Origin of the sequence: Arthrobacter sp. B2a2-09 (genome assembly GCF_027587375.1) — a bacterium.
Taxonomy (GTDB): domain Bacteria; phylum Actinomycetota; class Actinomycetes; order Actinomycetales; family Micrococcaceae; genus Arthrobacter.
Genome location: NZ_JAMXIC010000026.1, coordinates 39,178 through 62,543, shown reverse-complemented (window position 1 = coordinate 62,543; position 23,366 = coordinate 39,178). Strand labels below are relative to the sequence as shown.

The window sequence follows — 23,366 nt, the reverse complement described above, 5'->3', positions numbered from 1 at the left end:
CTCACTTGCGCGGATCGCCCGCAGGTTCCACATCGATTATGCGATGGATGGACAAGACTCTTTCGGTGTCCCTCGCGGCGTCGAAAACCCTGACGCGCCCGCCGGACACCGATACCGGAACAACGGTTTCGGTGTTGGAATTCCCCAAGCCATCAACCACGTTCATGGTGACTGCTTGCTTCAGTCGGATGGCCCGCTGCAAGGTTTCGAGTCCCAGTTGCGTTGCCGCCTCGCCGGTCACCTCGCCGTGGACCGCACGATGGTGCCTCAGCACGGCAAGCTGGGCGTCGACGTCGTCGTCCGGCGGTGCAGTGCGGGGCGCCGTGTAAACGGGGCGGACGCTGCCGGCCACCGCCGTCGTCCTCTTATAGCGCACGACGGCGGTCTCCGCCTCCTGCACGGCAGGCGAGAGTCCCAGCTCGCGCAGCACCCTCGCGGTCTCCCGAGGACTCGCCGTGGAGGTCAGTACTGTGGGGGCTATCCGGACAAGTCCCAGGCTAGCGGCGCCCGGCTCCCGGACGAGTTCGGCGATGGCTGCCTCGTCGTCGCTTTGGATGAAACTGGGGCTGCTAGCGACGCGTAGCCGGCCGTGCCGCGAGGCGATGTCCTTGATCAGGTACCGGAGCGGCTGCGGAACGTCAGTGGCCGAATGGGTGCGCAGGAACGCGAGGATGGTTTCCGCGTCCTGGCCGGCGTCCAACGCGCGCCGGATCGAATCTCCGGAGAAGCGGAAGATCGTAGCCGGACCCTGGCCTTCGGCGTCGGCGATCAAGAGCAGTTTTTCGCTCAGTTCAGGGGCCAGGTACCCAGGGGCGACCGCGGTCAGGTCTGCTTGGAGCAGGACATGGTTGACAGCGGCGGGCAGGTGTTCGCCGAGGATGCTCAGGGCTAGCTCGGGCTGTTCGGTGGCGATCGCGGAGCCAAGCTGGGTCAGGGCGCCGGAGCCCATGAGCCCCAGGAGTTCCGCTTCGTGCAGGATGCCGCGGACGAGGGAGCTGAACCGCCGCGACATCCGGGGCTGGGCCCATTCCGCGCGTTCCATGACGGCTTCGGCGTTGAGCACTGGAGCCTTGCCGTCCGGTGCTTCTACCTCGAGGGTGAGCTCTTCGAGGATCTCCAGGATCCGTTTGCGGACCAGCGGGGCGTCAGGGCGTTGGGCCTCGGCGGACAGGGCATTGATGGAACTTGCCGGAGAGCCGGATCGCGGTGAAGTCGTGGCGGGCCCGGGGAGGGTTTGTCCCACGAGGGAGGGAGCGCGCTCGCTGGCGAGCCAGGCGTTGACCAGCCAGAGCCACTGTTCCTGGCGGGGGAGCGTAAGCCATTCCACTGATGGCGGTTGTACCCAGGTGGAACTGTCCACATCGAGGCGCAGCAATCCGGACAGGGCACTGAGCTCGAGGATCAAGGCGGTCTCGGAAAATCCCAGGCGGAGGCTGTCGGCCAGGCGTTTGAGCTCACGCACGCCCACCCCTCCGCTGCGCAAGGTAACCACCGGCTGCTCGCGGACCGCATACAGGAGTTCGCCTACCAGCCGGAGTGCTTCGGCGATGGCACCCATGGCGGCATTCCGGCGCAAGGCGGCACTCGTCTGGCCTAGCTCCGGCACGGGAGGCTTCAACGTGAAGTGGTCCACGATCGCGCCGCCGCGCAGGGACAAACCGACGCTGTGCGGGAGCTCAACATGGCCGGCGTCCAAGGGGACGAGCAAACCGCGGGCCAAGAGCCAATCCACGGGACCGACGTCGCGGCCTTCATGGAGCACGGAGGCCTTGCGCTGGGCCTGGGGAACGGCACCCATGGCCCAGCTGCCAAACTTGTTCAAAAGCGGACGCGTCCGTACAGGCGCCTCGGAGAGGATGTGCTGAAGGTTCTCCGGCGTCGACGTCCAACGCTGCAGGGCCAGCGCCGCGTCCATGGGGGTGGTGGCGGCCAGGACATTGGCGCCGCTCTGATGGAGTTCGGCAACGAGATGCACCACGCGCTGCGCGAAGGCCGGTTGCAGCCGCACCAACTCGGTGTAGCTGCGGCCCAAACCGGCCGGGTAGATGCCGATGACGTCCTTGAGGCTGCCCACCGGCAAATAGAAACGCTGCCTGCCCGGATTGTGCACCGTGGCCGGCGGATCGGACCGGTGGATGAGGGCCAGTTCCTGGAGCTTGTTCAGGATCGGCTCGAGCGCGGCAAGGGTGGCGCCGTTGATGCACTTCTTCAGTCCCGCCGCGGAGGCGCTGTGGCCAGTGTCCGCGTTGGTGCACAGGTGGAGTGTCTCCAGTACCTGCATCTCCGGTTTGTTGAGCCGTTCAAGGGCGCGCTGCACGCTGACCCGGGCACTTGCCCGCGCCGCGAGAGCCGCGAAGTCCGGGGCTACGGGCGAGATAAGGTCCGGCCGCGCGGCAAACAGGGCCCGCAGCGAATCATCGCTGCGCGCTTCCAGTTCCTTGCTGAGCGCGCGAATAAGGGACATCAGTTCAACGTTACCGCCAGCCGGGCCCGCTGTCGGGCTTTCCGGCCGCTCATTGGCGGCGCCGTGCCCACACGGAGTCAATCACCAATGTCGCCATCAAAATGAAGGCGAGCGGCAGCCCATACAGGGCGGTGGATGTGATCCAGACCGGCGCCACGCCGTTGGAAAAAGCGACTGCCATGACAGTGGCTACCGCCGCCAGGGACAGCACTGCGACGACGGCGGCAACGATCGTGAGCGGGCGGCGGAAGTCGTGGGGAATCATGCAAGCAACGCTAACAGTCCCGGGCCGGTTCCCCTGTTCCACGCCAGGGTGCAGTCTGGTTGCGAACAAATGGCGGCGGGACCTGCCTGCGGGGTCTCAAAGCGCGAATCCGTGGCCGGGCAGGATAACCTTGAAGCAATAGACCAACACAGTCCAGGCAGTTACCCCTATTCCCGCAGTATCCTGCGGATGCGGCGGCGCGCCGGCTGTGTCTCGCAAGTAAGAACGAAGAAGGTTGATTACGTGCCCACCGGCAAGGTCAAGTGGTATGACAAGGACAAAGGCTTTGGATTCCTCGCAGCAGAGGACGGCCAGGAAGTGTTCCTGCCCAAATCCGCACTGCCCGAAGGCGTAGCGGATCTCAAGGCAGGCACCCGGGTTGAGTTCGGCGTCGCCGATGGTCGCCGGGGTGCCCAGGCGCTGGGCCTCCGCGTGCTGGACAAGTTGCCCTCCATCGCCAAAGCCAAGCGCATGAACGCCCGCGAGCTCGCCCCGGTAGTCCAGGATCTCGTATCCGTCCTGGACAACCTCTCCGGCACGTTGTCCGCCGGGAAATACCCTGAAGGTGCCAAGGGCAAGGCCATCGCCGCAGCCCTGCGCAAGGTTGCCGACGAGCTGGAAGCCTAAACCTGCCATGACATCAACGGCGAAACCCCGCACCGGCATTCCTGTGTGGCGCGTCGGCAAGCCGGACGCCTTCCTTGCGGCCGCCGTCGACGTCGCCCGGAACGCGGTGGCGACCATTGCCAAACCGGGTGAAATCGGACCGCATATTGCCGCGCGCTCCGAAGGCGAACGCGTAGTCACGCACCTATTCGAATCGCGGCTGGCCGGCTACGGCGGTTGGCAGTGGTACGCGGTGGTGACCCGCAACTCGCGCTCCAAAGTGGTCACGGTCAGCGAGCTTGGCCTGCTGCCGTCCGAGGATTCCATCCTCGCTCCTGAATGGGTGCCTTGGGCAAAGCGCGTCCGTCCGGAGGACGAGGCGGCCGCCGCCGAAGAGCTGGCAGAGGAGGCTGACGGCCCCGTTGACGCGGACGACGACGGCGACCCCTCCGGTGAGGACATCGCCGCCTCCGGCGACGAACAAGAGAACGACGACGCCGACGAAATAGAGGCTGACTAGCCCTTGGCAGACCCAGCGAGTGAATTCCCTGAAGGTGGAAACTGATGTCCACCTTCAAATCGCTGGGTGTCCTTAACTACCGCATTTGGTTCATCGGTGCCCTCATTTCCAACGTCGGCACGTGGATGCAGCGGACCGCCCAGGACTGGCTGGTCTTCGCCCATCTGAGCAACCACGATGCCGGCGCCATGGGCGTGACCTTGGCCCTCCAACTGGGCCCGCAGCTTTTCCTGGCACCGTGGGCCGGACTGCTTGCCGACCGCTACAGCCGGCGCAGGATCCTGGTCATAACGCAATCGGCGATGGCCCTCCTGAGCACTGGCTTGGGACTCCTGGTCCTGAGCGGTGCAGGGCAGTTGTGGCATGTCTATGTGTTCGCGCTGTTGCTTGGCGTCGTCTCCGCGCTAGACGCCCCCGTTCGCCAGACGTTCGTATCGGAACTGGTCAAGGACGACTATCTCTCCAACGCCGTTGCGCTGAACAGCGCATCCTTCAACGTTGCCCGCATGATCGGTCCCGCCGTGGCCGGCGTGTTGACCGTGGCCGTGGGGCCGGGCTGGGTATTCATGATCAATACCCTGACCTTCCTCGCAATGCTTGGCGCGATCCGGGCTATTCCTCTCTCCTCCTTGCGCGTCCAGCCAAGGGCGGCCGCAGGCAAAGGCCGCATCCGCGAAGGGCTTCGCTATGTCCGCAATCGCCCGGACATTGTGGTTGTCCTCGTCGCGATCTTCATCATGGGAACATTCGGCCTGAACTTCGTCCTCTTCATTGCGGCCATGGTCGGCACGGAGTTCGGCATGGACGCGGGCGCATTCGGGCTCCTCAACTCAGTCATGGCGATCGGCTCCGTCGCAGGAGCGTTGCTGGCCGCCCGGCGCGGCCGGCCACGGATGCGGCTTATCTTCGCCGCTGCGGGCGGGTTCGGCCTCGCGAGCGGACTGGCCGCCCTGGCGCCGAATTACACCATGTTTGCCTTGGCACTGATTCCCTGCGGCCTGTTTGCCCTGACCATGATCACGAGCGCCAACGGCTACGTACAATCCACCACGGAACCAGTCATGCGCGGCAGGGTCATGGCACTCTACATGGCCATCTTCATGGGTGGAACGCCCATCGGTGCGCCATTCGTCGGCTGGGTGTCCAACGTGGCCGGGCCGCGCTGGGCCGTTGGCGTGGCCGCGGCCGCCGGCGCCAGCACCGCCGTCGTCGGCATTGTGTGGATCATCCGCGCGCGCCAGCTGCGGCTCCGTTTCGATCGCAGCGCCAAGGGGCTACGGTTCCTCCGCATTGAGTCCCAAGGCGACGGTGGTGTGATGGGCGCCGGCACTCTTAATAGGAACGCTGTTAAAAGGGCTGGCGCCGCCCGGGATCCTCTCCCGGACGACGCCGACCAGTCCTGACCGCGAAAACGCGGCAGGCCCTTACTTCTTCAGTTCGCCCACCACGAAGTCGATGCTGGCGAGCAATGCCGAGACGTCGTCCGGCTCGATGGCAACGAAGGTAGCGATGCGCAGCTGGTTGCGGCCCAGCTTGCGGTACGGCTCCGTGTCCACGATCCCGTTGGCGCGGAGCACCTTGGCGATGGCCGCGGCGTCGATCGAATCATCGAAATCGATCGTGGCGATGACATTGGAGCGGTCCTCCGCCTTCGCCACGAACGGGGTGGCGTACTCGGAAGCCTCGGCCCAGTTGTAGATGCGGCTGGCGGAGTCCGCGGTGCGTGCGGAAGCGAAGTCCAGGCCACCATTCTTGTTGAGCCACTGGACCTGGGCATCCAAGGTCACCAAGGTGGACAGGGACGGCGTGTTGTAGGTCTGGTTGAGCTTCGAGTTGTCGATAGCCGTCTGCAGGTCCAGGAAATCGGGAATCCAGCGGCCGCTTGCCTTGATGCGGGCGGCGCGCTCCAGGGCGGCGGGGGAGAAGAGGCCGAGCCACAGGCCGCCGTCGGAGGCAAAGTTCTTTTGCGGGGCGAAGTAGTAGACGTCAGCCTCGGCAACATCAACATCCAGGCCGCCGGCTGCGGACGTCGCATCCACCAAGACAAGTGAACCCTCGTCGCCGCCTTGAACGCGCTTGACCGGAGCGGCCACACCCGTCGAGGTTTCGTTCTGCGGCCATGCGTACACGTCCACGCCTGCCTCGGCTTGGGAAACCGGCCGGGTGCCAGGCTCGGACTTGATGATGGACGAAGCTTCCAGGAACGGTGCCTTGTTGGTGGCCGAAGCGAACTTGGAGCCGAACTCACCGAAGGAGAGGTGCTGGGCCTTCTTCTCCACCAGGCCGAAGCTGGCGACATCCCAGAACGCGGTGGAGCCTCCGACGCCGAGAATCACCTCGTAGCCCTCGGGTGCACGGAAGAACTGGCTAAGTCCCTCGCGGACGGAGCCCACCAGGTTCTTGACCGGTGCCTGGCGGTGGGAGGTGCCGAGGATCGTTGTCGAGGCGGCGGACAGGGCCTCGATCTGCTCAGGGCGGACCTTGGAAGGCCCGGCGCCGAAGCGGCCGTCCTTGGGCAGCAAATCGGTGGGGATGGTGATGCTGTTGTCGCTCACGGGATGCTCCAATGGTGAAGTAGCGGCCTAGATGGGTCGTGGCAGGTGGCAAGCTGCCCCCTTCGACTTCCCAATTCTGCCTGACTCCGCAGCCGGGGGCAGAACTGAAGGTGTCATAGTCCGCCACGTGGAAGCACTTGTTCCACCGGGCGTCAGGCCGGAGCCAGACGGGGCGACGGACCGGGTGCAGGGCGGGGCACTAGGGCGGCCCCCGAATTATCCGGAGTAATTCAAAATAGGCTAAGCTTGGAGCTGGCGCCCGGCCTGGGGCGACCGGCGGTTCGGCCACTTGGGCGACCACTGAGTCGGCTGCGGTACGGTGGAAAATACGCAAGATACTGCGCTCGAGGAGCTGAGCTGGATGACGGATCTGATCGATACCACTGAGATGTATCTTCGGACCATTTTGGAGCTTGAAGAAGAGAACATCGTGGCTCTTCGCGCACGCATCGCCGAGCGCCTGCGGCACTCCGGCCCAACCGTTTCCCAGACGATCGGACGGATGGAGCGCGACGGCCTGGTGATTGTGTCCAACGACCGGCACCTTGAGCTGACGGAAACGGGCCGGAAACGCGCCACCGAGGTCATGCGCAAGCACCGGCTCGCCGAACGGCTCCTGGCCGATGTCATCGGACTGGACTGGGCCTACGTCCACGATGAAGCGTGCCGCTGGGAGCATGTCATGAGTGAGCGCGTGGAACGGAGGCTCTACGAGCTCCTGGACCACCCCACGGAATCGCCCTACGGCAACCCCATTCCCGGACTCGAAGCACTGGGCGGAGCCGCGTCCCACGCGTTTACGGATGGTGTGGTCAACCTTCTTGAAGCGATGAACGAATACTCACCGGAAAACCGCGTCACCGTCAGTCGGCTGGCCGAACCGATCCAGGTGGAACCGGAACTGCTGGTGCAGCTGGACGAGGGCGGAATCCGGCCCGGCGCCAGGGTTTCCCTGGAACGAGTGGGGGAGTACATCTCCGTTCGCGTACCCAATATTGATGGCGCGCTGGAGCTGCCGCCTGAGGTTGCGTCGCACGTGTTTGTCACGGTCGCCTAGCCTTCCCGGCAAGGCAGCTGGCAAAGATAACGAAATTATTACTGCGGGGGTTAATCCCCTATAGTTGACTACTGGCGCCGATACCAAAGCGTTACCTGATCCGAAGCCGAGTTCTGCCAGTGGATCAGGTGGATTAGTCCATTCACTGGCAGAAGCGGGGGAACCACCATCGGCTGTCGAAAGACGGCCTTGGGGTGAAGTCCGTAGCGGAAGTGCAAACAGCGCAGGGCCCCTCCGGGTATCCCTGTGCTTCGTGCCCTTCGCGCGGACCGGGTCCATGATCTCTCTGACCCGAATCCGACAGCTAACTTCGCAGGCTTGCCAGAGAGGAAAACCTTGACCACGCAGAACACCAGGGGCCGCAGACGCGCGTCCGGTCCTACTGCTGAGCTGCGGAGCACAAGCGCCGTCGCGCACGGCCGGCCCCGCGATCCCCATCGCGAAGTCCGCCGCCGCAAGGGTCCTTTGCGGCAGATGGCCGAGTTCGCCGCTGCGAGCGGAGTGGGACAGAAGGCCGGAGTAGCCCTTGCTGCTACAGGCCTCATCCTGACGGTGGCCATGCCGGGCACCGGCGCTATGACGGCCACGGCCGATTCAAACCAGGCCGCGTCGGCCGTGGGCACGCAGCCTGAGATTCCAGCCGCGGCAAGTGCCACGATCGACTTCAGCCGCGCTGCGGTATCCACCACGGCAGATCCGGACAGTAAGCTCAAGCAGCTCTTGAGTGCACAATCCGTCGGAACCATCAAGACTTCGTCCTCCAAGGGCACCCTGGGGGCGCCGCTGGACACCCTGACCACGGCCTCGCCGTTCGGCTACCGTGTGAACCCCATTACGGGCGGTTTGGGAGAGTTCCACCGAGGCCAGGACTTCGTGGCCCAGTGCGGCACCCAGGTCCATGCGGCTGCGGCCGGCAAGGTGACCTTCGCTGGCTGGCATCCGTATGGCGGCGGAAACCGCATTGTGGTGGACCACGGCAATGGCCTGGAAACCACGTACAACCATTTGTCTTCGTTCAACGTCCAGGTGGGCCAAACGGTCAGCCGCGGCGATGTCATCGCATTGAGCGGCACCACGGGCGCCTCCACCGGCTGCCACCTCCATTTTGAAGTCATGGTCAACGGCGACGTCGTTGACCCCCTGGGCTGGCTGTAGCCAATCCGATGGACGTCTCTCGCATGCTTGTCACGCTCCGTGATCTGAATGTGACATTCGGCCAAAACTCATGTACCGTCTAACTCGCATCAACTTTTAGAGAGTTGATGCACTCGGGTGGATTGCCTAGCTCTGCCACTGCCCGAGGTTCCGTTCGCAAAACATCGTCTGGCAGAGGCGGGGGACCCACTTTTGGTCATCTTCACCGATGGCCTTGGGGTTAAGTCGCACAACTTCCGAGAGGGAGAAGTGTGGCCGGATGACTCCCATCCGAATCCGACAGCTTACCTCGCGGGCATAGGGAGAGGCCTCTTAACGTGTCTTCACGCTCTACTCTTGCGCGCCACCGCGCCGCGGTCACCAAGACCAACTCGCTTGCCGTTATCGCTAAGACTGTCGGCAGCAACGCCGGTGGCGTAGGCCGTCAGGCAGCAGTTATCGCCGCTGCTTCCGGACTAGTGCTCACCAGCGGTATCGCAGCCAACGCTGCAGAAACCAACGTCCCCCGCGAGTCCACTGCGACCTCCACCCTGGAAGTCCAGTCCATCGCCCAAGCCAGCATTGCGGCCGACTCCTCCGTCGCCATCAAGTACGAGCGCCCGGCGGTCTCCACCGAAGCTGCTCCGGTTGCCGCAGCTCCGGTTGCCACTCAGGAAGCTGCTGCCGCTCCGCAGGCTGCAACGGGTGCCGCTACCGGCGTCTCAACGCTTTCCGTCACCGCTGCTGTTTCACCGGCCACGAAGGTTGCCAGCGGCCAGGGCGCCGCAATTGCCGCCGCAGCTTACGCACAGCTTGGCGTTGCCCAGGACTGCACCGCCCTGGCTTCGAACTCCCTGGCTGCTGTTGGTATCCACTTCCACGGCTGGCCGGCAGACTACCTCTCCCTTGGCCGTACGGTCAGCGCTGCTGAAGCGCAGCCGGGCGACCTGGTCTACTACCAGAACGGTGGCATGGGCATGGCCCACATCGCCGTTTATGTCGGCAACGGCATGGCAGTCCACGGCGGCTGGAACGGTGGCACCACTGCCCTTTACAGCGTCAACATCGGCTCCGGCCCGGTCTTCATCCGCGTTGGTGGCTAAATAGCTCCGGCTACACAGCTTCACTGAACATCCCCGCTGGTCAGCCTGCGGGGATGTTCTGTTTTAACCGGCATGCGCTTACGTGTCCAGCACATGAACTTTGACCGACACTGGCCCGGAACGCACCCACGGATTCGTTGATCTGGCCTCCGCGTGTTTACTCTTAGGTTGTCGATCCACAGCCCGTACATGCAGAGGGCAGCCGGCCCTCGCGCCCCTGACGGGTGCGGCCGTGAAGAGGTACGTGCATGCGCACACTCGTTCTGAATGCTGGATATGAACCGCTGGCGGTAGTAACCTTCCGCCGGGCGCTGGTCCTTGTGCTCACCGGAAAAGCGAGCGTAGTGGCCGAAGGCGACGAGCCTGTCGTCGGGCCACAGGAGATTCTCGGACGTCCCTCCGTGATTCTGCTCAATCGCTACATCCGGCCGAGGTACAACACCATCACGGCGGTTACACGCCGCGGCGTCTTGCGCCGCGACGGTCACCGTTGCGCCTATTGCGGGAAAGCAGCCCACACCATTGACCACGTCCACCCCAAATCCAGGGGCGGCGCGGATTCCTGGGAAAACCTGGTGGCGGCGTGCTTGCGCTGCAATAACGCCAAGAGTGACCACACCCCGGCCGAGATGGGCTGGAAACTGAGGTTCACTCCTGCGGCGCCCACCGGGACTATCTGGCAAATCAAGGAGCTTGAGAAACCTGCGCCCGCATGGGATCCCTTCCTCCTGCCTGAATCGGCGGCCTGAACCGGAATTGAGCCTGCTTCCCGGGTAATCTGGGCGGGTGGACTTTGATGCGGTGATATTGGCGGGTGGCAAGTCCTCCCGCCTCGGCGGCGTGCCTAAAGCCCAGTTGAGGTACGACGGCGCCACGCTCCTTCAGCGCGCCCTGGCGGCCGCGCACGGTGCCGGGAGTATCGTCGTCGTCGGGCCGGATCCCGGCACTTTGCCGGACGGCACATTGACCGCACGGGAGGACCCGCCCTTCGCCGGACCGGCGGCCGCGATCGCCGCCGGACTCCTCGCCCTCGAAGGGCAATCCGGCCAGAGTTCGTCCCCGAAGCACGCGCCCTGGGTACTCGTCATGGCCTGCGATATGCCCCTGGCCGCCGCCGCGGTTCCGGTCCTACTCAAGGAACTTGCCGGCCACCAGGAAGCGGAAGGGGCCATGTCCGTGTCCGCCGATGGCCGGAAGCAACCGCTGCTCGGGATCTACCGATTGTCTGCTTTGCAACGGGAAGTGCTTGCTGCGGCAGAACAGGGTGGCCTGGCCAACGCCGCGGTGTTCCGCCTGCTTGCTAGGCTTGATCTGCTGGCCGTGCCTGTCCCCGCAGGGTCCACCGATGACGTGGATACCTGGGACGATGCCGCGGCGCTTGGAGTGGACGGCGACCTGCCGTGACAAAAGCTGTACCGGACTGTGGAGGCGGATCGTGAAGAGCCAAGAAGAGACGCTTGAGGAATGGTGCAGGAGCCTGCTGCAAGCATATGAGTTGGAAGACGTCGAGATCGACATCAACGAGATCCTGTCCTTGGCAGGCGTTGCAGCCCATTCAGTGGTTCGGCCGGCGGCTCCTTTGACCACCTTCATTGCGGGCTTCGCGGCGGGACTTGCTGCGGGTTCGGGACAAGCTAGTGAAGCCGCGTCGATGGATGCCGCCATGGGCCTGGCACGCACGCTCGCCAAGGACTATACGAACCCCGGAACCGACGCCGGATGACGGAAGCTCCCGACCATGTCCCGCACGCTGACCACCTGTGGGCGGAAGCCCGGCAGCTTGCCTTTGATAGTGCCACGCCCATTCCCACCGCACCCGTTGCGCTGAAGGACGCCATCGGCAGGACCTTGGCCTCGGACGTCCACGCTTTGCAGGACTTGCCGCACTATGCGTCGTCGGCGATGGATGGCTGGGCTGTCAACGGCAGCGGCCCGTGGATCCTCGCGGAGCCGGGCCATCGGCTGGCCCCACACCAGGCGAGCCCGATCGCCACAGGCGGCCTGATACCGCCGGGGGCCAAGGCCGTGCTGCGGAGCGAGAGCGGGATCCTGACCACGGACGAAGATGGCTTGCCGGTCCTTGCGCTCGGCGGGAACGCGAAGCCAGGCGAGCCGCGCAACGGGCAACACATCCGCAACGCGGGAGAAGAAGCCGGGGCCGGCGAGCTGCTGATCAAATCTGGCGTCGTCTTGAACCCTGCCCACCTCGCCTTGGCCGCCCTGGCCGGGCGTGATGAACTGGACGTCCTGGGCAAGCCCCTCGTCAAAATGCTCCTCACCGGCTCCGAAGTGGTGACCGCGGGTGTCCCGGCCCCCGGCCGGGTGAGGGATACCTTCGGGCCCCAGCTTGGCGCCGTCGTCGAACTCCTTGGCGGGATCCGCGGCGGGCAAATCAAGGTGGGCGACTCTTACGAAGAATGGCTCTCGGGCCTTGAAGAAGGAGAGGTGTCGCCGGACACGCCACCCGCCGACGTCGTCATCACCACCGGGGGAACCGGCCGTTCGGGGACGGACCACTTCCGGCGGGCCATCGCGGAGCTCGGAGGCCGCTTGCTGATTGACGGAATCGCGATGCGTCCGGGACATCCTGCCGTCTTGGCCGAGTTGCCGGACGGGCGCTTTGTGTTGGGTCTCCCCGGCAATCCGCTCGCTGCCATGATGGTTCTCTTCACGATCGGTGCACCGCTCCTCGCGGGCCTGGGTCACGGCACGCTGCCCGAGGTCGGCGAGGTGCCTTGCGGTGCAATGCTCGACGCCGACCCCGGGCGCACGCGCTTGCTTCCCTTCCGGTTCGTGTACGGCTTGGCCTCGCCGGCCCAGCATGCAGGGCCCGGGATGATGCGCGGGCTCGCCAGCGCGGACGGAGTCATGGTGGTGCCACCGCACGGCGTGCAACTGGGCGAGGCAGTGCCCGCTTTTCCGTTGCCGTGGGGGCCACCGCTTCCCCAGCCGAAGCCCCCGGAGGACAAGGCCAAGAAGACTCCTGCCAGGGGCGCCCGCAAGATTTCGTCCGGGCCGGTGGACTGGAGCGCCCTGACAGGGTGAGAACTTCCGGTACCGGATGGACGCGGGTGGATTAGCGAGTCAGGCCTTGCAATGATGGGGACATGAACAGGCATGCTCCCGAGCAGGACATCAACGAAGATGACCTCCAGATCCATCCACCCAAGCGCTCCGCCGCGGGCGTCAAGGCAGTCACCGTGGCATTGGAACGCGGTTGGGCCCAAGCGGGCGTGAGCCGGACCGTCAAGTCAATGCTCCGCGTCAACCAACGGGACGGTTTCGACTGTCCCGGCTGCGCCTGGCCGGAGTCCATTACCGGCAAACGCAGTCCAGCCGAGTTCTGTGAAAACGGGGCCAAGGCAATCGCCGAGGAAAGCACCACGCGCGTGGTCGACGCGGAGTTCTGGGCCCGGCACTCCCTGGCCGAGCTTGAGGACAAGACCGAATACTGGCTGGGCAGCCAAGGGCGCATCGCCGAGCCCGTCGTCATCCGCCCTGGCGACACACACTATTCGCCGATCAGCTGGACGGATGCTTTCGCCCTGATCGGCGAGCACGTAAATGCCACCACGCCGGACCGCTGCGTTTTTTACACCTCGGGGCGCACGGCCAACGAGACCGCGTTCATGTACCAGCTGTTCGCCCGCAGCCTGGGCACCAACAACCTGCCCGACTGCTCGAACATGTGCCACGAGTCTTCCGGGAGCGCCCTCAACCCGACCATCGGCATCGGCAAGGGCACTGTCTCACTGGAAGACATCCACGAAGCGCAACTGGTGTTGGTTGTGGGCCAGAACCCGGGCACGAACCACCCGCGCATGCTCTCCGCCTTGCGTGATTGCAAGAACAACGGTGGCAAGGTTGTAGCCGTCAATCCTCTGCCGGAAGCCGGGCTCCTGAACTTCAAGGACCCGCAGTCGCTCAACGGCGTGGTGGGCGGCGGCACGGACATCGCCGATGAATTCCTGCAGATCAAGGTAGGTGGCGACCTTGCCCTGTTCCAGGCGCTGGGCCACCTCCTGCTGGAGGAGGAGAAGCGGCAGCCGGGAACAGTGGTGGATCGTTCCTTCATCGAGGCGCAGACCGACGGTTTCGAGGCCTACGCCGAGGCCCGGGCGGCCCTGGATTGGGTCGAGACGGAACGCGCCACGGGCCTGAGCCGGATCGAAATCACCAAGGTGGCCGGCATGCTGGCCGCGTCGAAGGGCACCATCATTTGCTGGGCGCTGGGCCTGACCCAGCAGCCCCACTCCGTGGATACCTTGCGGGAAATCATCAACCTGCTGCTCCTGCAGGGCAACTTCGGCAAGCGTGGCGCCGGCGCCTGCCCCGTCCGCGGCCACTCCAACGTGCAGGGCGACCGCACCATGGGCATCTGGGAGAAGCCTTCCGAAGGCTTCCTGGCAGCCTTGGACAAAGAGTTTGGATTTACGACGCCGCGGGAACACGGATACGACTCTGTGGAAACCCAACACGCCCTGGAGAAGGGCGACGTGGACGTGTTCGTTTCCATGGGCGGCAACTTCGCCGCGGCAGGCTCGGACACCGTCGCGCTGGAGGAAGGGCTCAAGAGGGCCGGGTTGACGGTGCACATCTCCACCAAGCCAAACCGCGCCCACGTGGTGCACGGCAAGACCTCCCTGATCCTGCCCACGCTGGGCCGAACGGACACGGACGACAAACACCCAGGCGGACGGCAAATCCTCTCCGTGGAAGACTCCATGTCCGTCATCCACTCCACCCAGGGCCGGTTGACTCCGGTCTCGGAGCACTTGCTCAGCGAACCCGTCATCGTCGCACGCATGGCGCAGGCAGTCCTCGGGGACGGCCACCCTGTGGATTGGCGTGCCATGGCCGAGGACTACGACGTCATCCGGGACCACATCGCCAGGGTGATCCCGGGCTTCGAGGACTTCAACACAAGGGTCCGGACCAAGAACGGCTTCGTGCTGCCCAATCCACCACGCGACACCCGCACGTTCGCCACGGACATCGGCAAAGCACGCTTCACCGTGAGCCCTCTGGAATACCTTGAGGCCCCGGCCGGCCACCTGATCCTGCAGACAGTCCGCAGCCACGACCAGTACAACACCACGTTCTACGGGTTGGACGACCGCTACCGGGGAATCTCCGAAGGCCGCCGGGTCATCCTGGTCCACGAGGACGATCTCAGCGAGCTCGGCTTCGAGGACAGGGACATGGTGGACGTCATCTCCATTTTCGGCGGAACGGAACGCCGGGCGGACAAGTTCCGGCTGGTTGCCTACCCCACGGCCAAGGGTTGCGCGGCCGCGTACTTCCCGGAGGCCAACGCCCTGGTCCACCGGGAGCTCGTTGCCCGAGAATCCAACACGCCCGGCTACAAGGCCATGACGGTGCGGTTCGTCAAGCATGAAGCTGCCGGGACGGTGGGTATCTGAGATGGGACGGGTCACCCAGCGCCGCAAGGTTCACAAGTTTGTCCTCGATGGCTCCGTCCAGGCGCTGGAGCACCCGGTCCGCTACCGCGAGGACTTCCTGGCCGTCGAGGAGCCGCTCGAGGTGCGCCTGGGGCACATGTCTTTCTCGGTAACCATGCGGACCCCTGGCGACGACTTTGACCTCGTGGCGGGCTTCCTGGTCTCCGAGGGCATCATTTGGGACCCGGCCCAGCTCATTTCCTTGCGCTTCTGCGCCGGCGAGGACGAGAACGGCGTGCAGACGTTCAACGTGGTGGAAGCGCAGTTGCGGCCCGACGTCGTCCTTCCGGAGACCGGCCGCAACGTCTACACCTCCAGCTCGTGCGGGATCTGCGGCACCGACTCCATCGAGGCAGTGCGCAAATCCTCACACTTCAGCCCCGCGGGCGACCCCCTGAGCGTTCCGGTGGAGGTTCTGGCCTCGCTGCCTGATCGTCTCCGCGAAGCACAGGCCGTCTTTGACAAGACCGGGGGAGTGCATGCCGCCGGCCTCTTCAGAATCCACGACGGCGGCTCAGGCGGTGTCGCTGAGCTACTGTGCCTGCGGGAAGACGTGGGCAGGCACAACGCCGTGGACAAGGTGGTGGGCTGGGCGCTGCGCGAAGGATTATTGCCCCTGCGCGGCACCGTCCTGCAAGTCTCGGGGAGGGCATCCTTTGAGCTGGTCCAGAAGGCGGCGCTCGCAGGAATCCCGGTTTTGGCCGCCGTCAGCGCACCCTCCAGCCTCGCCGTGGAACTCGCGCAGGAGACCGGTTTGACCTTGGTGGGATTCAGCCGGGGGACCAGTCTTAACGTCTACGCCGGCAGTGATCGGGTGGGTGTTCCGGCGCGGGCCCACACCGCCGGGGTTCCCTGGCCGGGAGCCGGTGGGGACTAGGGACTTATAGGGATAGCTGCCAATCACTTGGCTATTGTTCCGGAACAACGTAGATTTTATCCATCGAATGGAATCGTTTCCTCCGGACAGTGACCTTGCTGATCTAGGCTGCTCATGACGGTAAGGAAGCAATCAACCCAGCCCACCGCCAAAGGGGACTTCAATTGCACGACGACCGCCGGATCACTGAGAAGCGGCTCGAACGTTTTGTCCGGGAGCGGATAGCCCCCGCCATCTATGGCCGCGCACTGCCTCTTGAACTGAGCAGTTGGGATGCCCCGGGAGAGCCGGTCCCGGTCTCGGAAGCACTCCGGCAGGTTTTTGAACCCCAGGAACACGGTGCTGCGTGGGGCAAGGCCTGGAGCACCAAGTGGCTGCGGCTTCGGGGCGAGGTCCCGGAGGGCTGGGGGGTTGGCGATGGCACCACGGTGGAGATCGTCGTCGATCTCGGGTTCAGCAACGACGCCCCCGGATTCCAGTGCGAAGGCATCGCCTGGCGGCCGGACGGCACGATCATCAAGGCAATCTCTCCGCGCAACCAGCACGTCCCGCTGAAGCTTCTAGGTGGCGGCCTCTCGGTGGACTTCTACGTGGAAGCCGCCGCCAATCCGGATCTCAGCCAGGGGTGGACCTTCGCGGCAACCCCCCTGGGGGACAAGTCCACTTCCGGAGAGGAGCCGCGCTACCGGCTCGGACGCATCGCCATTGCCGAACTCAACGAGGTGGTGTGGGAGCTCCACCAGGACATCTGGACCCTCAGCGGGCTGATGCACGAGCTACCCTTCGAACTGCCGCGGCGGCATGAGATCCTCCGCGCCTTTGAGCGCATGCTGGACGTCATGGACCCGGACGATGTTGCGGGTACCGCAGCCGCCGGCAGGGAAGCCCTCGCCGAGGTCTTGAGCCGGCCCGCTTACGCTTCGGCCCACGAACTTCTCGCCACTGGCCACGCCCACATTGACTCGGCTTGGCTATGGCCGGTCCGTGAAACCATCCGCAAATGCGCCCGCACGTTCTCCAACGTCGTCGCCCTCATGGATGAGAACCCCGATTTCGTCTTCTCCTGCTCCTCGGCGCAGCAATTGGCTTGGATGAAGGAGTTCTATCCTGAGCTTTTCATCCGGATCCGGGAGAAGGTGAAAGCCGGGCAATTCGTGCCGGTTGGCGGCATGTGGGTGGAATCGGACACCAACATGCCCGGCGGCGAGGCGATGGCCCGCCAATTCGTTGAGGGCAAGAGCTTCTTCCTGCAGGAGTTCGGCGTCGACTGCCAGGAAGCCTGGCTGCCTGACTCCTTCGGATATTCCGGGGCCCTCCCGCAGATCGTCAAGTCTGCTGGTTCCCGTTGGTTCCTGACCCAGAAGATCTCCTGGAACCAGGTCAACAAGATGCCGCACCACACCTTCAATTGGGAGGGCATCGACGGCACGCGCCTTTTCACACACTTCCCGCCCGTGGACACCTACAACTCCGAGCTCCACGGCCGCGAACTCGCCCATGCCCAGCGCAACTACCGGGAGCACGGCCGGGGCACCATTTCGCTGGTCCCCTTCGGCTACGGCGACGGCGGTGGCGGACCCACGCGCGAAATGGTTGCCGCAGCCCACCGGACGGCGGATCTGGAAGGCTCGCCGAAGGTGCGCATGGGAACCGCGAAGGAGTTCTTCACGCAGGCCGAGGCCGAGTACCCGAACCTCCCTGTCTGGGTGGGGGAGATGTACCTCGAGCTGCACAGGGGCACTTACACGAGCCAGGCCAACACCAAACAGGGCAACCGCCGCTCGGAGCACCTGCTGCGCGAGGCCGAGCTTTGGTGCTCGACGGCGGCAGTAAGGACTGCCGGAAGGTTCACCTATCCTGCGGCGAACCTCAAGCGATTGTGGCGACTTGTCCTGTTGCAGCAGTTCCACGACATCCTGCCGGGCAGCGCCATTGCGTGGGTCCACCAGGATGCGGAGCGGAACTATGCCGCGATCGCCCGGGAGCTGGAAGGCATCATTGCGGGTGCCGCGTCAGCCCTTCTGGGCGAGGGAGACACCATGTTCCTGCTCAATGCGGCCCCGCATGAGCGCAACGGGGTTCCCGCGCTCGCCGCTGCAGAGGCGGTCCACTCGGATAGTCCAGTCAACGTCACAGAACGCGCCGGCGGTTATGTTTTGGACAACGGCATCATCCGCGCGGTGCTGGACGCCAACGGATTGCTGACCTCCCTCTCGGACTACGCAACGGGCCGCGAAGCCATTGCGCCCGGGATGTTCGGAAACCATCTTGAGCTCCACCGGGACACGCCCAACGAATGGGATGCCTGGGACATCGACGAGTTCTACCGCCGGAATGTCGTTTCCCTGGTCGACGCGCGATCGGTGACGCTGGAAAGCGCGGGCTGGGACGCCGTCGTCGTGGTGGAGCGGACTGTGGGCTCCTCCACCATCACGCAGCGCATTTCCCTCGGAGCGGGCGCGGAATCCCTCGGCATTTCCACCACGGTGGACTGGCAGGAACACGAGAAACTGCTGAAGATCGGTTTCCCGCTGGATGTCCGTGCTGACCGTTCCGCCTCGGAGACCCAGTTCGGGCACGTATTCCGGGCTACGCACACCAACACGTCCTGGGAAGCTGCCAAGTTCGAATTCTGCGCCCACCGCTGGATCCACGTGGCAGAGCCGGGTTACGGCGTGGCCATTTCCAATGCGTCAAGCTACGGGCATGACGTCACCCGGACCATCCGCGACGACGGCGGAACCACCACTAACGTCCGGGTGTCACTGCTGCGGGCGCCCAAGTTCCCGGACCCCCGGGCCGACCTCGGTGTGCACGTCCTGGAACTGAGTATCCGGCCTGGTGCCAGCATCGGCGGGGCCGTGGAAGAGGGCTACCGGACCAACCTCAAACCGAGGCTGCTGGCGGGCGCGAACCCTGTGGAGCCGCTCTTCACGGTGTTCAACCAAGCGTTGGTGATCGAGGCCGTCAAGCTTGCCGAGGACGGCTCCGGAGACGTGATCGTGCGGCTTTACGAATCGCTGGGAGAGCGCTCAACAGGCCTCATCACCGCCAACTTCGATTCCCGGATGGTGCAATCCGTGGACCTCCTGGAGCGCCCCGTCGAGGTTCCCGGCGTGACGCCCGGAGCCGGTGCCGCCGAACTCACCCTGCGTCCGTTCCAGTTGGTGACCTTGCGTTTCAGCCGCTGAGTTTCTTGCGTGCCCGCCCACCCAACTGACTCGCAGTTGTTGTCGTTATGAGGGCTCAAAACGACAACAAATGCGAGTCAGTTGGGGGGTCAGACGTCGTGCTGAAGGCGCTTGACGAATTGCTTGGTGCGTTCCTGCCGCGGTTCCCGCAAGACCTCCGAGGCAGGCCCGCGTTCCACCACCACTCCGCCGTCCATGAAGATGACTTCATCGGCAACCTGGCGGGCGAAGGCGAGCTCGTGCGTCACGATCACCATGGTCCACCCTTCGTCGGCAAGTTCCTTGATGACACCGAGCACTTCACCCACGAGTTCCGGATCCAGGGCCGAGGTGGGCTCGTCGAAGAGCAGCAGTTGGGGTTTGAGGGCCAAGGCACGCACGATTCCCACCCGTTGTTGCTGGCCGCCTGACAGCTCGAAGGGGTACGCGTCGCGTTTGTCCGCGAGGCCTACCCGGGCCAGGAGCCGCTCTGCCTCTGCCACTACTTCGGCACGGGGGCGCTTCTGGACCTGAAGAGGTCCCTCGATGATGTTCTTGAGCACCGTCATGTGCGGGAACAAGTTGTAATGCTGGAACACCATGGCGCTGCGGTCCCGGAGGGCTGCGACCTCCCGCTTGCCCACGGTGCCGGCGAAATCGAGGGTCAGTCCCGCGCCGGACCCCCGGACGGTGCCGGCATCGGCGTCCCCGAAGGTGACCGTGCCGGCGTCGGGCACTTCGAGGCCGTTAAGCGAGCGCAGAACCGTCGTCTTTCCCGAACCCGAAGGCCCGATCAAGGCGACCACCTGTCCGCGGCGGACATCGATGTCGATGCCGCGCAGCACCACGTTGCTGCCGAAGGCTTTGGCGAGGTCCCGGGCGGACAAGACCAGCCCGGAGTTTCCTTGGGAGGCGTTGCTGGGCTCAGTGGGCGACATAACGGTCCAATCTGCGCTCCAGGGCGGACTGGCCCGTGGAGAGGACGAGGCAAATGACCCAGTAGACCAGGGCCGATTCGAGGTACAGGATCATGAATTCCTGGCTGAACGCGGCGATCTGCTGGGCGTTGCGGAAAAGCTCGGTGACCAGGATGAGTGAGGCCAGCGAGGTGTCCTTCACGAGGGAAATGAAGGTGTTGGACAGTGGAGGCACCGAGACCCTGGCCGCTTGCGGGAGGATGATCCGCACGAGCGTTTGCGGCCGCGACATTCCGATGGTGTGCCCGGCCTCCCATTGGCCCTTGGGCACGGACAGGATTGCGGCGCGGATGACCTCGGCCGCGTACCCGCCCACATTGAGCGAAAACGCGATGATGGCGCTGGGCCACGGGTCCAGCTTCACGCCGAGGCTCGGGAGGCCATAGAAGATCACGAACAACTGCACCAGCAGGGGAGTCCCCCGGATCACGGAGACGTAGAAGCGTGCGACGCCGGAAAGCGCCCTGTTGGGGCTCAGGCGCAAGAGGGCAACGAGCAGCGCCAATGCAAGGCCCAGGGCGAACGAGGCCAAGGTCAGGGGGATGGTGCCCGTGACGGCTCCGCCGATGATGGGCCCGAAGGAACTCCAGACGAGGTCCCAGTTGAAGGTCATCTGCTTGGCCGCCGGCTACTTGGTAACGTCTGCGCCGAAGTACTTCTCGGAGATCTTGGCCAGGGTGCCGTCGGCTCGAAGGTCCGCCAGTGCTTTGTCCACCGCGGCCTTGAGTTCGGTGGATCCTTTGCGGAAGACCAGGGCGCTTTGCGTCTTGTCGGTGGTCTCCGCAGCGATCTTCAAGCCGGAGTCCGGGGTGGTCTTGGCGTAGTCGAGGTAGGTCAGCTTGTCGTTGACGGTAGCGTCGACGCGGCCTTGGCGGACCAGGGTGGCGGCTTGCGCCCAGCCTTCGACGGACTGGACGTTGGCGCCAGCGTCAACTGCCATCTTGTAGAAGTTGCTGGTCAGTGACTGGGCGGTGGTCTTGCCTTTGAGATCGGCGAAGCTGTTGATGGAGTTGTTGTCCGACTTGGTCACCACAACGCCGTTGGAGACCGTGTATGGCGCCGAGAAGTCATACTTGGCCGTGCGCTCCGGGTTGATGGAGATCTGGTTGGCGATAGTGTCGAAGCGCTTGGAATCAAGGCCCGCGAAGATGCCATCGAACTGGGTTTCCTGGAAGGTTGCCTTTACTCCGAGCTTGCCGGCCACGGCCTGCGCGATTTCGACGTCGAAGCCCGTGAGGGGACCGGCCCCGTTCTCATGGAAGCTGAACGGCCGGTACGTGCCTTCGGTGGCGATAACGATCTCGCCTTTGGACTTGATGGCGGACAGTGAGGTGTCTCCACCCGACGTCGACGACGGTGAGGAACCGCCGCCGCAAGCGGACAATGCCAGCGCGACGGCGGCAAGGGTTGCGGACAGTGCGGTGCGGCGAGTGGGCAGGCTCTTCATGAAAGCCATCTTAGTCACGGGACCGTACCAGGGCGCCGGGGGCGTACACGGAAGGACGCTTAAAAAGGCTGAGTGGGGGCGGTCCCCAACAGCCCGCCACCACTCATCCCCCCAAAAGTGCTTCCGCACGCGCCACGAACCTTGGAAACCCGTTCATTGATTCAAAGGTCAGGCTGCGTCGCCTTCACACATTCATAATTATGGCACGATATAATGGATTTATGAAAGAGGTTACGCGGTATGTTTTTACGTTACCGCGCGGCTGGTCCGGCGTGCAACGGTTTTGGACAGCCAAATGCCTCCCAATCCAAGCGCAGCCGCCAAAGCGGCCGAGTAGTTGATGAGCGGCCGCAGCCAGGTATTGGATAGCGGGATGAGCGGAAAGACCTGCGAAACGATCAGCAAACCGAGGCCCAGGAGCAGTGTCGCAGAGGCCGCCCGGAGCAGAACGGGACCCGGGTTTCGAACTGACCGCCACATGCCCGGGATGAGGCATACGGCAACGTAGCCCGGGTAGAACCTGCCCAAGGCCGCATAAATATCAAGGGCTGGCCCCGGGTCCAGGTCATTCAGGCCCACGGTGGAGCCCGAGGTGTCCATCGAGAAGAAAAAGAAGGCCGTGAGGACCGCGGTAGCTCCCAAAACGGCCAAGCCGATCGGCCCCCCGATGGCACGTTCCCCGCCGGGTGAGCCAAAAGCCCTGGCCACCTTGATGCCCATCAGCAGGAACGTTCCGTAGAGCATGAACCGGAGCAGCAAGTTGCAGAGGTTGAAGTTGCCTAGCCACGCGTCAATGAGCAAATAGGGACCCTCGATGCTGAGCAGGATGTCGAGGGAAATCAGCGCGAACAGGACGAACATCATCCGGTTCTCGCCCCGTACGGCGCTGGGAATGCGAATGGCCGTCAAAGTGAGGCAGATGAAGAGCGTGGCCCACGCCAACACGGTGGTCATCCCAGGTTCTCCCAGATTCTGTTGGTGTGGTCGAGCTCGTGCTCATGGCGGCGCAGGGCCTTGCCCAGGGCCTGCAGCCGCTCTCCGGAGAGTAGGGCAAGTTCGCCTTCGGTCATCCTGTCCAGGGCGTCCCGACGTGCCCCGGGGGGCCAGCCGGCTTCGGCCTCCGTGACGAGGCCGCTGGCCACGAGGCCTCCGGCCGGTCCGACGCCGGCGGCCCGGGACGTTGCCAGGGCCAGTTCCGGGGGCAGCCGGTTGGCTGTCAGGTGTGCGGAGAAGTTCTGCGGTGCGATCCCGGTGGCGGCACTCACCCGGTGGCGCAGCTCGCCGTCGTCGATCGCGTCCACCCAGTTCCTGACTGAACTCGGGTGCGGCGTCTCTTCGAGGACCAGCGGCGGGATGCCGTCCCGGGGGCCTGAGCGCTCCACGACTGCACGCAGCAGATCCATCGTGGAGACCTGGCTGACAAGTTCCGCGTCAGTGGGCAGAACCGGGGTCCCGCGAAGCGCCGCATAGGCCTCGAACTGTGCCAATGCATCGAAGGGATTCATGTCGAAGGCCCGGCTAATGCTCACGAGCGAACTCTCGGCCACCTTGCCGCGGACCAATTGCTGGGCCAGCGTGGTGCGTTTCACTCCCGAAAAGCGGCAGACATCGGCCGTGCTGGTGTTCGGAGCGATCCCGTGCAGCCAGCGTTGGAACGCCTTGGAAGGGAGGGACATGAACCACTTTCTGATGGACGGTGACTGGAAGACAGTTCCTGATGGGTCTGCGA

General features: G+C 64.6%; 21 protein-coding genes and 2 riboswitches. Of the genes, 13 read left to right on the top strand and 8 right to left on the bottom strand.

What is annotated here, in order from left to right; all coding sequences use genetic code 11:
• Position 1 precedes the first annotated feature (1 nt).
• Positions 2-2,464 carry a helicase-associated domain-containing protein gene (locus NFJ07_RS21380; RefSeq protein WP_269997644.1) on the bottom strand — a complete coding sequence of 821 codons (2,463 nt, stop codon included), beginning with the start codon at positions 2,462-2,464 and terminating at the stop codon, positions 2-4.
• Between the two features lie 49 nt (positions 2,465-2,513).
• Complete coding sequence (locus NFJ07_RS21375; RefSeq protein WP_269997642.1) at positions 2,514-2,729, bottom strand: hypothetical protein; 216 nt, start codon at positions 2,727-2,729, stop codon at positions 2,514-2,516.
• Positions 2,730-2,972: 243 nt separating this feature from the next.
• Here NFJ07_RS21375 and NFJ07_RS21370 point away from each other — a divergent pair, with 243 nt between their 5' ends.
• Genes NFJ07_RS21370 through NFJ07_RS21360 form a run of 3 tightly spaced genes read left to right on the top strand, consistent with a single transcriptional unit; the run spans position 2,973 to position 5,258 of the window.
• The gene (locus NFJ07_RS21370; protein WP_078106274.1) at positions 2,973-3,356 is read left to right on the top strand and encodes a cold-shock protein; all 384 of its coding nucleotides are present in this window, start codon (positions 2,973-2,975) and stop codon (positions 3,354-3,356) included.
• 7 nt (positions 3,357-3,363) lie between these two features.
• Complete coding sequence (locus NFJ07_RS21365) at positions 3,364-3,855, top strand: DUF3027 domain-containing protein (protein ID WP_269997637.1); 492 nt, start codon at positions 3,364-3,366, stop codon at positions 3,853-3,855.
• 44 nt (positions 3,856-3,899) lie between these two features.
• Complete coding sequence (locus NFJ07_RS21360) at positions 3,900-5,258, top strand: MFS transporter (RefSeq protein ID WP_269997635.1); 1,359 nt, start codon at positions 3,900-3,902, stop codon at positions 5,256-5,258.
• A gap of 21 nt (positions 5,259-5,279) precedes the next feature.
• On the opposite strand, the gene serC is transcribed toward NFJ07_RS21360, so the two are convergent.
• Positions 5,280-6,410: a phosphoserine transaminase gene (serC, locus tag NFJ07_RS21355; protein ID WP_269997633.1), complete on the bottom strand. Its 1,131-nt coding sequence runs from the start codon at positions 6,408-6,410 to the stop codon at positions 5,280-5,282.
• 361 nt (positions 6,411-6,771) lie between these two features.
• Here serC and NFJ07_RS21350 point away from each other — a divergent pair, with 361 nt between their 5' ends.
• The 10 genes from NFJ07_RS21350 (at position 6,772) to NFJ07_RS21305 (ending at position 19,234) form a co-directional block, all read left to right on the top strand.
• Positions 6,772-7,467, top strand: coding sequence for a metal-dependent transcriptional regulator (locus NFJ07_RS21350; RefSeq protein ID WP_269997631.1), 696 nt, complete (start codon positions 6,772-6,774; stop codon positions 7,465-7,467).
• Positions 7,468-7,592: 125 nt separating this feature from the next.
• Positions 7,593-7,801, top strand: a riboswitch (cyclic di-AMP (ydaO/yuaA leader).
• Positions 7,802-7,803: 2 nt separating this feature from the next.
• On the top strand, positions 7,804-8,622 hold the full coding sequence (locus NFJ07_RS21345; protein ID WP_269997629.1) for a M23 family metallopeptidase: 819 nt from the start codon (positions 7,804-7,806) through the stop codon (positions 8,620-8,622).
• Between the two features lie 145 nt (positions 8,623-8,767).
• Positions 8,768-8,934: riboswitch (cyclic di-AMP (ydaO/yuaA leader) on the top strand.
• 5 nt (positions 8,935-8,939) lie between these two features.
• A complete protein-coding gene (locus tag NFJ07_RS21340) occupies positions 8,940-9,704 on the top strand; it encodes an NlpC/P60 family protein (protein ID WP_269997627.1) in 765 nt (254 codons plus the stop codon).
• A 248-nt stretch (positions 9,705-9,952) separates the two neighbouring features.
• On the top strand, positions 9,953-10,453 hold the full coding sequence (locus NFJ07_RS21335; protein WP_028266173.1) for an HNH endonuclease: 501 nt from the start codon (positions 9,953-9,955) through the stop codon (positions 10,451-10,453).
• Between the two features lie 37 nt (positions 10,454-10,490).
• Entirely contained in the window at positions 10,491-11,108 is a 618-nt protein-coding gene (mobA, locus tag NFJ07_RS21330) for a molybdenum cofactor guanylyltransferase (RefSeq protein ID WP_269997624.1), read from the top strand.
• Between the two features lie 31 nt (positions 11,109-11,139).
• Entirely contained in the window at positions 11,140-11,427 is a 288-nt protein-coding gene (locus NFJ07_RS21325; RefSeq protein ID WP_269997622.1) for a DUF6457 domain-containing protein, read from the top strand.
• The gene (locus tag NFJ07_RS21320; protein ID WP_269997620.1) at positions 11,424-12,749 is read left to right on the top strand and encodes a molybdopterin molybdotransferase MoeA; all 1,326 of its coding nucleotides are present in this window, start codon (positions 11,424-11,426) and stop codon (positions 12,747-12,749) included. Before NFJ07_RS21325 ends, NFJ07_RS21320 begins: the two co-directional genes overlap by 4 nt.
• 62 nt (positions 12,750-12,811) lie before the next feature.
• Positions 12,812-15,127 (top strand): FdhF/YdeP family oxidoreductase, encoded by a 2,316-nt coding sequence (locus NFJ07_RS21315; RefSeq protein WP_269997619.1) that lies wholly within the window; start codon positions 12,812-12,814, stop codon positions 15,125-15,127.
• 1 nt (position 15,128) lies between these two features.
• Complete coding sequence (gene fdhD / locus NFJ07_RS21310) at positions 15,129-16,043, top strand: formate dehydrogenase accessory sulfurtransferase FdhD (protein WP_269997617.1); 915 nt, start codon at positions 15,129-15,131, stop codon at positions 16,041-16,043.
• A gap of 164 nt (positions 16,044-16,207) precedes the next feature.
• Positions 16,208-19,234, top strand: a complete 3,027-nt coding sequence (locus NFJ07_RS21305; RefSeq protein WP_269997616.1) for an alpha-mannosidase — start codon at positions 16,208-16,210, stop codon at positions 19,232-19,234.
• 89 nt (positions 19,235-19,323) lie between these two features.
• Here NFJ07_RS21305 and NFJ07_RS21300 read toward each other — a convergent pair whose 3' ends face one another.
• From NFJ07_RS21300 to NFJ07_RS21280, 5 genes are all read right to left on the bottom strand, one after another.
• Entirely contained in the window at positions 19,324-20,151 is an 828-nt protein-coding gene (locus tag NFJ07_RS21300; protein WP_269997614.1) for an amino acid ABC transporter ATP-binding protein, read from the bottom strand.
• Positions 20,138-20,803 (bottom strand): amino acid ABC transporter permease, encoded by a 666-nt coding sequence (locus NFJ07_RS21295; RefSeq protein WP_269997613.1) that lies wholly within the window; start codon positions 20,801-20,803, stop codon positions 20,138-20,140. The genes NFJ07_RS21300 and NFJ07_RS21295 overlap by 14 nt, the downstream gene beginning before the upstream one ends.
• A 15-nt stretch (positions 20,804-20,818) precedes the next feature.
• On the bottom strand, positions 20,819-21,637 hold the full coding sequence (locus NFJ07_RS21290; protein WP_269997612.1) for an amino acid ABC transporter substrate-binding protein: 819 nt from the start codon (positions 21,635-21,637) through the stop codon (positions 20,819-20,821).
• 246 nt (positions 21,638-21,883) lie between these two features.
• The gene (locus tag NFJ07_RS21285; RefSeq protein WP_269997610.1) at positions 21,884-22,591 is read right to left on the bottom strand and encodes a hypothetical protein; all 708 of its coding nucleotides are present in this window, start codon (positions 22,589-22,591) and stop codon (positions 21,884-21,886) included.
• Positions 22,588-23,313 carry a hypothetical protein gene (locus tag NFJ07_RS21280; protein ID WP_269997609.1) on the bottom strand — a complete coding sequence of 242 codons (726 nt, stop codon included), beginning with the start codon at positions 23,311-23,313 and terminating at the stop codon, positions 22,588-22,590. The genes NFJ07_RS21285 and NFJ07_RS21280 overlap by 4 nt, the downstream gene beginning before the upstream one ends.
• Between the last annotated feature and the right edge of the window lie 53 nt (positions 23,314-23,366).